This is a genomic window from Streptomyces sp. CY-1 (assembly GCF_047218265.1).
GTDB lineage: Bacteria > Actinomycetota > Actinomycetes > Streptomycetales > Streptomycetaceae > Streptomyces > Streptomyces niphimycinicus.
On the sequence record NZ_CP178393.1, the window covers coordinates 10,472,315 to 10,486,616 of the forward strand.

The 14,302-nt window shown below is 71.2% G+C and carries 1 protein-coding gene; it reads left to right on the plus strand.

The genetic code is table 11. The annotated features are described in order from the left end of the window. The first annotated feature begins 1 nt into the window (after window position 1). Window positions 2-14,236, plus strand: a complete 14,235-nt coding sequence (locus tag ACK1X7_RS44500; protein WP_413116633.1) for a type I polyketide synthase — start codon at window positions 2-4, stop codon at window positions 14,234-14,236. Window positions 14,237-14,302 lie beyond the last annotated feature (66 nt).

Below are 14,302 nucleotides of genomic sequence, written 5' to 3' on the forward strand. Positions count from 1 at the left end.
GATGGCTACGTCCTCCGAGCGAGTTGTCGAAGCGCTGCGCGCTTCTTTGCGGGAAAACGACCGCCTCAAGCTACAGAATCAGCGCCTGGCCGCGGCATCGCGAGAGCCCATTGCCATTGTCGGGATGAGCTGTCGTTTTCCTGGGGGCGCCCAGACTCCCGAGCAACTGTGGCAGCTCGTCGCCGACGGCGTCGACGTCATCTCCGGGTTTCCGACGAATCGCGGCTGGGATGCCGAGGGGCTGTACCACCCGGACCCGGACAATCCGGGGACGAGTCACGCCCGCGAGGGCGGTTTCCTGCACGACGCCGACGAGTTCGACCCGCAGTTCTTCGGAATGTCTCCCCGTGAGGCCGTGGCGACCGACCCGCAGCAGCGGCTGGTGCTGGAAGCGTCATGGGAGGCGTTCGAGCGAACCGGCATTGATCCATCGTCGCTGCGCGGAAAGCCGGTCGGGGTTTTCGTCGGCACGAACGGTCAGGACTATTCGAGCCATCTCGATGAGGCGGGTGCGCTCGAGGGCCATCTGACGGGCAGTGCGGTCAGCGTGGTGTCGGGGCGTATCTCCTACACCTTCGGTCTAGAGGGCCCCGCGGTGACCGTGGACACGGCCTGTTCGGCGTCGCTGGTGTCGCTGCACATGGCCATGCAGGCGCTGCGTCAGGGCGAATGTGACCTGGCGTTGGCCGGCGGTGTGTCGGTGATGACGACGCCGACCCTGTTCGTGGAGTTCAGCCGGCTGCGGGGGCTCGCTCCCGACGGTCGGTGCAAGCCGTTCTCCGACGCGGCGGATGGCACAGGGTGGGGCGAGGGCGTCGGCATGCTCCTGGTGGAGCGGTTGTCGGACGCGCGGAAGAACGGCCATCCGGTGCTGGCGGTGGTGCGTGGCAGCGCCATCAACCAGGACGGCGCCTCGAACGGTCTGACGGCGCCGAACGGCCCCGCGCAGCAGCGGGTGATCCGTCAGGCGCTGGCCAGTGCGGGCCTTTCGGCGTCCGAGGTGGACGCGGTGGAGGCGCACGGTACGGGCACCACGCTGGGCGACCCGATCGAGGCGCAGGCGCTGCTGGCCACCTACGGCCAGGACCGGCCGGAGGGCCGGCCGCTGTGGCTGGGGGCCATCAAGTCGAACATCGGTCACACGCAGGCCGCCGCGGGTGTGGCGGGTGTGATCAAGATGGTGATGGCGATGCGGCATGGCGTCTTGCCCAAGACGCTGCATGTGGGCGAGCCGTCGCGGCAGGTGGACTGGTCCGCGGGTGAGGTGCGGCTGCTGACCGAGACCACCGCGTGGCCGGAGACGGACCGACCGCGCCGGGCGGGCATCTCCTCGTTCGGAGTGAGCGGGACCAACGCGCACACCATCATCGAGCAGGCTCCGGAAGCCGACCGGGACGGACAGACCGGGACGATGGCCCCCGAGGGGGACGAGGCCGAGCGGTCCGTCGTCCTGCCATGGCTGCTGTCCGGCAAGAGCGCGGAGGCGCTTGCCGCCCAGGCCGGTCGGCTCCACGCCCGGCTGAGCGCCGACGCGGCGCCGGCGCTGACGGATGTCGGCTTCTCCCTGGCCACCACCCGTTCGGCGTTCGAGCACCGCGCCGCCCTGGTCGCCGGGGACCGGGACGAGTTCCTCCGTGGCCTGGAGGCCCTGGCCACCGGCGAGAACGCGGCGCAGGTCATTCAGGGCACGACACGGAACGAGGACACGCTCGCGTTCTTGTTCTCGGGCCAGGGTGCGCAGCGCCTGGGCATGGGCCGGGAGCTGTATGACACCTTCCCGGTGTTCGCGCGGGCGCTGGACGAGGTGTGCGCGCATCTGGATGTGGTGCTGGACCGTCCGCTGAAGGACGTGATGTTCGCGGCGGAGGGCAGTGCGGACGCCGGGCTGCTGGACCGGACGGCGTTCACCCAGCCCGCGCTGTTCGCCATCGAGGTGGCGCTGTTCCGGCTGCTGGAGCAGTTCGGCGTCACCCCGGATGTGCTGATCGGCCACTCGGTGGGCGAGATCGCCGCGGCCCATGTGGCCGGGGTGCTCTCCCTGGAGGACGCCTGCACGCTGATCGCGGCCCGCGGCCGGCTGATGCAGGCGCTGCCCGAGGGCGGCGCGATGGTCGCCATCCAGGCGTCGGAGGAGGAGGTCGCTCCGTCGCTGGCCGGGCGCGAGCACGAGGTGAGCATCGCCGCCGTCAACGGCCCGACCGCCGTGGTCATCGCCGGTGATGAGGAAGCGGCGCTGGAGATCGCGGCGCAGTGGGCGGAGCAGGGCCGCAAGACCCGCCGGCTGCGGGTCAGCCACGCCTTCCACTCGCCCCGCATGGACGCCATGCTGGACGACTTCCGCAAGGTCGTCGAGGGGCTCTCGTTCGCCGCGCCCTCCATCGATCTGATCTCCAATCTGACCGGCGCGGTGGCCTCGGACGCCGAGGTGTGTTCGCCGGAGTACTGGGTGCGGCATGTGCGGGAGGCCGTGCGCTTCCTGGACGGAGTGCGGGCACTCGAGGGACAGGGCGTGACCACCTACCTGGAGGTCGGTCCCGACGGTGTGCTCTCGGCGATGGCGCAGGACTGCCTGACGGCACAGGAGGCATCGGCCTCGGTCGTCGTGCCGGTGCTGCGCAAGGACCGTTCGGAGGCCGTGGCCCTGACCACGGCGCTGGCCCGGCTGCATGTTCACGGCTCCGCCGTGGACTGGCCCTCGGCCTACGACGGTCTCGGGGCCCGCCGGGTCGACCTGCCGACCTACGCCTTCCAGCGGCTGCGCTACTGGATCGAGAAGCCCACCGACGCGGCCGGTGCCGATGTCGGCATCCGCCACGAGGTGGACGCACGGTTCTGGCAGGCCGTGGAGCGGGAGGACCTCGAAGCACTCGCGAGGACCCTGGACTTCGAGGACGAGTCGTCGCTGGGCGCGGTGCTGCCCGCGCTGGCGGCGTACTGGCGCAGCAGCCGCGATCAGTCGACGATCGATGGCTGGCGCTACCGGGTGTCGTGGAAGCCGCTTCCGGACGTGGCCGAGGGGTCGCTGTCGGGGACGTGGCTGGTGGTGGTTCCGGCGTCGCGTGCCGGGGACGAGCTGGTTTCGGGGGTTGTCGCCGGGCTGGAGCGGCATGGTGCGGGCGTGGTGTCGCTCGTACTGGACGAGCGCGACCTGGACGCGGACGTGCTGGCGGAGCGGCTGCGCGAGGTGGTCGGGCAGACGCCGGAGCTGAGTGGTGTGCTGTCGCTGCTCGCCCTGGACGAGGAGCCGACCTCGGGATATCCGGCGCTGTCGGGTGGCTATGCGCTGAGCCTGGTGCTGGCGCAGGCCATGGTCGAGGCGGAGGTTCCGGCCCGGTTGTGGTCCGGTACGCGTGGCGCGGTGTCGGTGGGGCGCTGGGACCGGCTGACCGGCGCGGTGCAGTCGCAGGTCTGGGGTCTGGGACGGGTCGTGGCGCTGGAGCACTCCGCGGTGTGGGGCGGTCTGGTGGATCTGCCCGATTCGCTGGACGATCGCGCGGTGGCGCGGCTGGCCGGGGTGCTGTCCGCCGGGGACGGCGAGGACCAGCTCGCGGTCCGTGGCTCGGGAGTGTTCGCCAGGCGTCTGGTGAGGGCTGACGCCGGGGTGGGAGCGGAGCAGCCGTGGCGGGCGCGTGGCACGGTGCTGGTGACCGGCGGCACCGGAGCGCTGGGCGGCCAGGTGGCCGGTTGGCTGGCGCGCAGCGGTGCCGGGCATCTGGTGCTGACCAGCCGTCGCGGCCTCGAGGCGCCGGGCGCTGCCGAACTGCGCGATGAGCTGGAGGCGCTGGGCGCGCGGGTGACCGTGGTGGCGTGTGATGTGACGGACCGTGCCGCGTTGGCCGCTGTCCTCGCAGACGTTCCGGAGGAGTTTCCGCTCAGTGCGGTGTTCCACGCGGCGGGTGTTGAGCAGGCCGCCGACCTCATGGGGATGAGCCTGGCGGACGCGTCGGCGGTGCTGTCCGGGAAGGCCGCGGGGGCCGCGCACCTGGATGAGCTGCTGGGCGACCGTGAGCTGGACGCGTTCGTGGTCTTCTCGTCGATCGCCGGTGTATGGGGCAGTGGTGCCCAGGCCGCCTACAGCGCCGCCAACGCCTACCTGGACGCCCTGGTGGAGGAGCGCCGTGCACGGGGCCTCGCCGGTACCGCCGTGGCCTGGGGACCCTGGGCCGAGGGCGGGATGGCGACCGCGGGGGGAATGGAGAGCGAACTCGCCCGTCGTGGCCTGCTCGTCATGGCTCCGGAGCTGGCCATCGCCGCCTTGCAGGGCGCGATCGCGGGTGACGACGGTGTGGTGACGGTCGCGGATATGGACTGGGAGCGGTTCGCCCCCTCGTTCACCCTGGGGCGGCCGAGCCCGCTCCTCGGCGACCTCCCTGAGGTCGCGAAGGTACTCGAGGTCGCGAGTGCGGCCGGCCGGGTGGATGCTTCGGCGGGCCTGCGGGAGCGGTTGGCGGGGCTGACCGAGGCCGAGGTCGACCGGACCCTGCTCGACCTGGTGCGTGGCCATGTGGCGGCGGTCCTCGGGTTCACCGGTGGCGAGGTGGTCGAGGCCGAGCGCGCGTTCAAGGAGCTGGGCTTCGACTCGCTGACGGCGATGGAGTTCCGTAACCGGCTGAACGCGGAGACCGGGCTGGCGTTGCCGGCGACGCTGGTCTTCGACTACCCGAACGCGTCGATTCTGGTGGACCACCTGCGTGCCGAGGTTCACGGCACGCGGGGTGCGGTGGCCGCGCCGGTGGCGACGGCGGCTCCGGTCGACGACGATCCGATCGCGATCGTCGGGATGAGCTGCCGCTTCCCGGGCGGGGTCCGCAGCCCGGAGGACTTGTGGCAGTTGGTGGCCGGCGGTGTCGATGCCATCTCCGACTTCCCGTCCAACCGTGGGTGGGACGTGGACGGGATGTACGACCCGGACCCCGAGCGCTCGGGCACGTTCTACTCGCGCGAGGGCGGTTTCCTGCACGAGGCGGGCGAGTTCGACGCGGCGTTCTTCGGGATCTCGCCGCGTGAGGCGCTCGCCATCGATCCGCAGCAGCGGCTGCTGCTGGAGACCTCGTGGGAGGTGTTCGAGCGCGCCGGTATCGCTCCCACGTCCGTGCGCGGGAACCAGATCGGCGTGTTCGTGGGGGCCGCCACCTCGGGCTACGGCTCCGGCACCAGCGAGCTGGCCGAGGAGCTGGAAGGACAGTTGCTGACCGGTAATGCGACATCGGTCGTATCCGGTCGTATCTCCTACACCTTGGGTCTGGAGGGACCCGCGCTGACGATGGACTCGGCGTGCTCGTCGTCGCTGGTCGCCCTGCACCAGGCCGCGCACGCGCTGCGTCAGGGCGAATGCGACATGGCGCTCGCCGGTGGTGTGACCGTGCTGGCCACACCGGCGGCCTTTGTGGAGTTCAGCCGTCAGCGCGGCCTGGCGCCCGATGGCCGGTGCAAGCCGTTCGCGGACGCCGCGGATGGCACGGGCTGGTCCGAGGGTGTGGGCATGCTGCTGGTGGAGCGGCTGTCCGATGCCGAGCGCAACGGCCACCAGGTGCTGGCGATCGTGCGCGGCTCGGCGGTCAACCAGGATGGTGCGTCCAACGGTCTGACGGCGCCGAACGGCCCCTCGCAGCAGCGGGTCATCCGGCAGGCGCTGGCGAACGCCCGGCTGTCGGCCGCCGAGGTGGACACGGTGGAGGCCCACGGCACCGGCACCATGCTCGGTGACCCGATCGAGGCGCAGGCGCTGCTGGCCACCTACGGCCAGGAACGGCCGGAGGGCCGCCCGCTGTGGCTGGGCGCGCTGAAGTCCAACATCGGTCATACGCAGGCCGCCGCAGGTGTCGCCGGGATCATCAAGATGGTGATGGCGATGCGGCACGGTGTGCTGCCGAAGCTGCTGCATGTGGACGAGCCGTCGCGGCAGGTGGACTGGTCCGCGGGTGAGGTGCGGCTGCTGACCGAGACCACCGCCTGGCCGGAGACGGGTCAGCCGCGCCGGGCCGGGATCTCCGCGTTCGGGGTGAGCGGCACCAACGCGCACACCATCATCGAGCAGGCCCCGGTGTACGACGAGCCGGAGCGGGACGAGGCTCCCGCCGAGGATCACGGCGTTCTTCCCTGGGCGCTCTCCGGCCGGAGCCCCGAAGCCCTGCGCGCCCAGGCCGAACGGCTGAGGTCGCATCTGATGGAGCGCACCGACCTGGGCGCGCTGGATGTGGGTTACTCGCTGGTAGCGACCCGCTCGGTCTTCGGACACCGTGCGGTGGTCACGGGCGCGGACCGTACGGAACTGCTCCGGGGGCTCGAGGCCGTCGCGGCCGGCGAGACCGCCCCGGGACTGGCCCGGTCCGTGGCGCGTACTTCGGGCTCGACGGCGTTCTTGTTCTCGGGTCAGGGTGCGCAGCGCCTGGGCATGGGACGGGAGCTGTACGAAGCCTTCCCGGTGTTCGCCCGTGCCCTGGACGAGGTGTGCGCGCACCTGGACATGCTGCTGGACCGTCCGCTGAAGGACGTGATGTTCGCGGCGGAGGGCAGTGCGGACGCCGGGCTGCTGGACCGGACGGCGTTCACCCAGCCCGCGTTGTTCGCGGTCGAGGTGGCGTTGTTCCGGCTGCTGTCGGCGTGGGGTGTGGCGCCGGGTGTGGTGATCGGTCACTCCATCGGTGAGATCGCGGCGGCGCAGGTGGCCGGGGTGTTCTCGCTGGAGGACGCGTGTGCGCTGGTGGCCGCCCGTGGGCGGCTGATGCAGGCGCTGCCCGAGGGCGGGGCGATGGTGGCCATCGAGGCTTCCGAGGAGGAGGTCGCTCCGTCGCTGGCCGGTCGTGCGGCCGAGGTGAGCATCGCCGCCGTCAACGGCCCGACCGCCGTGGTCATCGCCGGTGACGAGGAAGCGGCACTGGAGATCGCCGGACAGTGGGCCGCGCAGGGCCGTAAGACCCGCCGGCTGCGGGTCAGTCACGCCTTCCATTCGCCCCGTATGGACGCGATGCTGGACGACTTCCGCAAGGTGGTCGAGGGGCTGTCGTTCGCCCCGCCCGCCATTGCGCTGGTGTCCAATGTGACGGGCAAGCCGGCGGGCGCGGACGAGGTGTGCTCGCCGGAGTACTGGGTGCGGCACGTACGGGAGGCCGTGCGGTTCGCGGACGGGGTACGGGCACTCGAGACGCAGGGCGTGGCCACCTTCCTGGAGGTGGGCCCCGATGGTGTGCTCTCGGCGATGGCGCGGGAGTGCCTGACGGCGGAGGGCGCGTCGGCCTCGGTCGTCGTGCCGGTGCTGCGCAAGGACCGCCCGGAGGCCCAGGCGCTGACGACGGCGCTGGCCGAACTCCACGTCCACGGCGTCACCGTCGACTGGGAACAGCTCTTCGCGGGGCGCGGTGCGCGGAAGGCCGAACTCCCCACCTATGCCTTCCAGCGGCAGCTCTACTGGCTGGAGGACAAGGGCGGTGCGTCGGGCGGCTCTGCCACCGACAGCGTGGACGCCCGGTTCTGGGAAGCGGTTGAGCGCGAGGACCTGGAGGCTCTGGCCGAGGCGCTGGACGTCGACGGCGAGGGCTCGCTGAGCGAGCTGCTGCCCGCGCTGTCGTCGTACCGCCGTCAGCAGCGTGACCGGGCCACGGTCGACGGCTGGCGCTACCGCGTCTCCTGGAAGCCGGTACCGGACGCGACGGCCGGATCGCTCTCGGGTACGTGGCTGCTCGCGGTGTCCGCCGGACTCGCGGACAGCGAGATCACCGGCACGATCACCCAAGGGTTGGAGAAGTACGGCGCTCGTGTGGTGCCGGTGGTGGTGGACGCCGGAGCGGACCGCGACGGTCTCGCCGAGGCGCTGCTGGGCGCGCTCGGTGATGAGTCCGAGGCGAATGTGCTGTCGTTGCTCGCGCTGGACGAGGAGCCGTGTGCCGGGGAGCCGGTGGTCCCGACCGGACTCGCGCTGACGCTGCGGCTGGTGCAGGCCGCGGCGGGCCTGGAGGCGGGCCTTCGGCTGTGGTGTGCCTCGCGGGGCGCGGTGTCGGTGGGGCGTTCCGACCGACTGGCGAGTGCCGCCCAGGCGCAGGTGTGGGGTCTTGGCCGGGTAGCGGCGCTGGAGCACCCGCAGATCTGGGGTGGCCTCGTCGATCTGCCCGAGACACTGGACGAGCGCGCGGTTGCGCGGCTGGCCGGTGTGCTGTCCACCGAGAGCGGCGAGGACGAGGCGGCGGTCCGCGGCTCCGGGGTGTTCGGCCGACGGCTGGTGCACGCGGCGTCCATGGGCGGCCAGGCATGGCGGCCCCGGGGCTCGGTGCTCATCACCGGTGGTACGGGTGCCCTGGGCGCGCATGTGGCGCGCTGGGCCGTGCGCGAGGGTGCCGAGCATGTGGTGCTGACCAGCCGTCGTGGTCTCGCGGCGGCGGGTGCCGCCGAGTTGCGGGCGGAGCTGGAAGGGCTTGGCGCCGAGGTGACGGTGGTGGCCTGTGACGCCGCCGACCGGGATGCGCTGGTCGAGGTGGTCGCGGGGATTCCCGACCGTTTCCCGTTGCGCGCTGTGGTGCACGCGGCCGGGGTGCTGGACGACGGTGTTCTGGATGGCCTGACGGTTGACCAGCTTGCCGGGGTGCTGGGGGCGAAGGTCGAGGGTGCGCGGCTGCTGCATGAGCTGACGGCGGACCTGGAGCTGGACGCCTTCGTGCTGTTCTCGTCGTTCGCCGGTGCGGTGGGCGGTCCGGGGCAGGGTGCCTACGCGGCGGCGAACGCGTATCTGGACGCGTTGGCCGTGGTGCGTCGTGGTGCCGGGCAGGCCGGTACGGCGGTGGCCTGGGGACCGTGGGCCGATGCCGGTATGGCCGCGAGCGGTCGTGCCGGGGAGCGGATACGCGGTGGCGCGGTGGCCGCGATGGCCCCGGCGCTGGCGGTGGACGCGCTGAGCTGGGCCGTGGGCCAGGAGGAGGCGTCGCTCATCGTCGCGGACGTCGACTGGGAGCGTCTGGCCCCGTCGCTGGCCGGGGCCCGCGGCGGCACTCTCTTCAGCGACATCCCCGAGGCGCACAGGCATCTGACCACGGGCGACGACGGTGTCGGCGGGGAGGCTGCCACATTCGCCGAGAAGCTCGCCGGACTGTCGGTGGCCGAGCGGAACGCGGCCGTGCTGGAACTGGTCCGCGGCCACGCGGCCTCGGTGCTCGGCCACGCCTCGGCGGAATCGATCGAGCCGGACCGGGCCTTCCGCGACCTCGGGTTCGACTCCCTCACGGCGGTCGAGCTGCGCAACCGGCTGGATCTGGAGACCGGCCTTCGTCTCCCGGCGACCCTGGTCTTCGACTACCCGACCGCCGCCGAACTGGCCGACTACCTGGACGCCGAGGCGTTCGGCACGGCCCAGCCGGCCCTCGACGTCACCGAGCCGAGCGCGGTGGCCGTGGACCACGACCCCATCGCGATCGTGGCGATGAGCTGCCACTTCCCCGGGGACGTGTACACACCGGAGGACCTGTGGCGGCTGGTCGCCGAGGGCGGCGACGCCATCTCCGAGTTCCCCACCGACCGCGGCTGGGACACCGAGGGGCTGTACGACCCCGACCCCGAGCGGCTCGGCACGTCCTACGCGCGGGAAGGCGGCTTCCTCTACGGCGCCCCGGAGTTCGACGCCAGGTTCTTCGGGATCTCGCCGCGTGAGGCGCTGGCCATGGACCCGCAGCAGCGGCTGCTGCTGGAGACGTCGTGGGAGGCGTTCGAACGGGCCGGTATCGACCCCGAGTCGCTGAGGGGCACACGGGCGGGTGTCTTCGTCGGCACCAACGGCCAGGACTACGCCGGGCTGTGGATGGACGAGCAGGGTGACCTCGAAGGCCACCTGGGCACGGGCATCGCGGCCAGTGTGGTGTCGGGTCGTATCTCGTACACGTTCGGTCTTGAGGGGCCGGCGATGACGGTGGATACGGCGTGTTCGTCGTCGTTGGTGGCGTTGCATCTGGCGGCTCAGGCGTTGCGTCAGGGTGAGTGTGATCTGGCGTTGGCCGGTGGTGTGTCGGTGATGTCGACGCCGGGTGCCTTTGTGGAGTTCAGCCGTCAGCGTGGGCTGGCGCCCGATGGGCGTTGCAAGCCGTTCGCCGAGGGTGCGGATGGCACGGGCTGGTCCGAGGGTGTGGGCATGCTGCTCGTGGAGCGGCTGTCGGACGCCCGCCGTAATGGTCACCCGGTGCTGGCGATCGTGCGCGGCTCGGCGGTCAACCAGGACGGCGCGAGCAACGGCCTGACGGCGCCGAACGGTCCGTCCCAGCAGCGGGTGATCCGTCAGGCGCTGGCCAGCGCTGGGTTGTCGGCCGCCGAGGTGGACGCGGTGGAGGCGCACGGTACGGGCACCACGCTGGGTGACCCGATCGAGGCGCAGGCGCTGCTGGCCACCTACGGTCGGGGACGCCCGGAGGGCAATCCGCTGTGGCTGGGCGCCATCAAGTCCAACCTCGGCCACACGCAGGCGGCCGCGGGCGTGGCCGGTGTCATCAAGATGGTGATGGCCATGCGGCACGGTGTGTTGCCGCAAACCCTGCATGTGGACGAGCCGTCGAGCCAGGTGGACTGGTCGGCGGGTGAGGTGCGGCTGCTGGCCGAGGCCACCGCGTGGCCGGAGACGGGGCGCCCGCGCCGGGCGGGTATCTCCTCGTTCGGACTGAGCGGGACCAACGCGCACACCATCATCGAGCAGGCCCCCGCTGAGGAGGAGCCCGCGGTTACGGACACCGTGGCCTCCGGAACGGCCGGGTCGATGGCCGTGGTGCCGTGGCTGGTTTCCGGTAAGAGCCGGGAGGCGCTGCGGGCACAGGCCGAGCGGCTGCACACGGATGTGGCGGCCCGGGCCGACCTTGACGTGCTGGATATCGGGTACTCGCTGGCGGCCAGGTCGGTGTTCGAGCACCGGGCCGTGCTGGTCGGTGGGGACCGTGAGGCACTGCTGCGCGGTCTCGAGGAGATGGCTCAGGGCGGCATCGGCTCGGGGGTCGTCCAGGGCCAGGCCGTCACGGGTGGCAAGACGGCGTTCCTGTTCTCGGGTCAGGGCGCGCAGCGCCTGGGCATGGGACGGGAGTTGTACGACTCCTTCCCGGTGTTCGCGCGGGCGCTGGACGAGGTGTGCGCGCACCTGGATGTGGTGCTCGACCGTCCGCTGCGGGATGTGATGTTCGCGGCGGAGGGGAGCGCGGACGCCGGGCTGCTGGACCGGACGGCGTTCACCCAGCCCGCGTTGTTCGCCATCGAGGTGGCGCTGTTCCGGCTGCTGGAACACTGGGGTGTCACCCCGGACGTGGTGATCGGTCACTCCATCGGTGAGATCGCGGCCGCGCATGTGGCCGGGGTGTTCTCGCTGGAGGACGCGTGCACGCTGATCGCTGCACGTGGCCGGCTGATGCAGGCGCTCCCCGAGGGCGGCGCGATGGTCGCCATCGAAGCGACCGAGGATGAGGTCGGCGCCTCACTCTCCGGCCGCGAGCACGAGATGAGCATCGCCGCCGTCAACGGTCCATCGGCCGTGGTGGTCTCGGGTCATGCACACGCGGTCCAGGAAGTCGCGGGTGTCTGGGAGGCCAGGGGTCGAAAGACTAAGGGTTTGCGGGTCTCTCATGCGTTTCACTCTTGCCTTATGGACACTATGTTGGACGCGTTCGGCCACGTGGTCCGCGAGCTCCGTTTCGAGCCGCCGACCATGACGCTGGTGTCCAATGTCACTGGTGGGCCGGTTTCCGAGACAGAGGTGTGCTCACCCGACTACTGGGTGCGGCATGTGCGTGAGGCGGTGCGGTTCGCGGATGGGGCACGTTCGCTTAAGGCGTTGGGTGTGACCAGGTATCTTGAAGTGGGACCCGATGGTGTGCTCACCGCGATGGCCCGGGATTGCCTGGCGGAAGGGGCGGGGGACACCTCTGCCACAGTGTTTGTCCCTGTAATGCGCAAGGACCGCTCCGAGGCACAGGCATTGACGACGGCGCTGGCCGAACTCCACGTTCACGGCGTCTCGTTGGCATGGGAATCGGTCTTCGCGGGCAGTGGTGCGCGGCGGGTCGAACTGCCGACGTATGCCTTCCAGCGCGAGCGGTTCTGGCCCGAGGTGTCCATCCCCGTGGGGGGCCGGGACACATCGGGTGCCGTGGATTCGGTGGACGCGCGCTTCTGGCAGGCGGTCGAGCGCGAGGATCTCGAAGCGCTGGCCCAGGCGCTCGACGTCGATGGCGAAACGCCGCTGAGCGCGGTGCTGCCCGCCCTGTCCGCGTATCACCGCAGCACTCGTGATCAGTCGACGATCGATGGCTGGCGTTACCGGGTGTCGTGGAAGCCGGTCTCCGAGGTGGCCGAGGGCTCGCTGTCGGGGTCGTGGCTGGTGGTGGTTCCGGCGTCGCGTGCCGGGGACGAGCTGGTTTCGGGGGTTGTCGCCGGGCTGGAGCGGCATGGTGCGGGCGTGGTGTCGCTCGTGCTGGACGAGCGCGACCTGGACGCGGACGTGCTGGCGAAGCGGCTGCGTGAGACGGCCGCCGAGGCGCCCGAGCTGGGTGGAGTCCTGTCGCTGCTCGCCCTGGACGAGGAGCCGAGCTCGGGGTATCCGGCGCTGTCGAACGGCCATGCGCTGAGCCTGGTGCTGGCGCAGGCCATGGTCGCGGCCGACATTCCGGCCCGGTTGTGGTGCGGTACGCGTGGCGCGGTGTCGGTGGGCCGCTGGGATGGCCTCACTGGTGCGGTGCAGTCGCAGGTCTGGGGCCTGGGGCGGGTCGTGGCGCTGGAGCACTCCGAGGTGTGGGGCGGTCTGGTGGATCTGCCCGAGGAGCTGGACGAGCGCGGCGCGGCCCGGTTGGCCGGTGTGCTGTCCGCCGGGGACGGCGAGGACCAGCTCGCGGTCCGTGGCTCGGGTGTGTTCGCCAGGCGTCTGGTGAGGGCCGACGCGGGCGAGGGCGCGGAGCGGCCGTGGCAGGCCCGCGGCACCGTGCTGGTGACCGGCGGCACGGGCGCGCTGGGCGCTCGGGTGGCGCGCTGGGTGGTGAGTCAGGGCGCCGAGCATGTGGTGTTGACGAGCCGTCGTGGCCTTGACGCCCCGGGCGCCGGCGAACTGCGGGACGAACTCGTGGCATCGGGCGCCAGGGTGACCGTGGCGGCCTGCGATGTGACTGATCGTGGGGCGTTGGCCGCGGTGCTGGACGCGGTTCCGGAGGAGTTCCCGCTCAGTGCGGTGTTCCACGCGGCGGGCGTCGAGCAGGCGGCCGAGCTGCAAGGGATGAGCCTGGCTGACGCGGCGGCGGTGGTGTCCGGAAAGGCCGCGGGAGCCGCGTGCCTGGATGAGCTGCTGGGCGACCGTGAGCTGGACGCGTTCGTGGTCTTCTCGTCGATCGCCGGTGTGTGGGGCAGCGGTGGCCAGGCGGCCTACGGTGCGGCCAACGCCTACCTGGACGCCCTGGTGGAGGAGCGCCGTGCGCGAGGTCTCGCCGGTACCGCCGTGGCCTGGGGCCCCTGGGCCGAGAGCGGTATGGCGGCCGGCGACGGGGGCGAGCAACTGGCCCGCCGTGGCCTGACGAGCATGGCGCCCGGGCTTGCGATCGCCGCGTTGCAGGGGGCGGTCGCCGGTGACGACGGTGTGGTGACGGTCGCGAATGTGGACTGGGAGCGATTCGCCCCCGCGTTCACCATGGGGCGGCCGAGCCCGCTCCTCGGCGATCTGCCCGAGGTCGTATCCGCCCTGGAAGAGGCCCGTGCCGCCGAAGAGACCCACGCGGAGGCCGGATCGCGGCTGAGGGAACGGCTCTCCGCCCTGGCTCCTGCCGAGCGGGAGCGCGCCGTACTCGACCTGGTGCGCGGTCATGCGGCCGCGGTTCTCGGATTCTCCGGCACCGAGGCCGTGGAATCCGACCGGGCATTCAAGGAATTGGGCTTCGACTCGCTCACGGCGGTAGAATTCCGAAACCGGCTCAACGCGGATACGGGGCTGCGGCTACCTACCACGCTGGTCTTCGACTACCCGAACTCAAGGGCACTTGCGGAACACGTACGAGCGGGCGTCCTACCCGACGAGGGGACGTCCGGTACTCCGCTGATCACGGATTTGGAACGATTTGAGGCAGCACTCTCCACGGCTGAGCCGGACAATGCCGAGCGATCGGCCATCGCGACCCGACTCCAAGTACTTCTCGCCAAGTTGAACGGTGGCGAAGCCGGAGCGTCGGACGCTGAAAGCGTCACGCAGCGGCTTGACTCGGCATCGGATGACGATCTCTTCGATTTCATCGAAAATGAGCTCAGTTAAGTGTGAACCCCGGGGCACTCTCTCCGGCCTTCTTCCATTCTTCAGTCTTCTTTGACTCGTAATAGG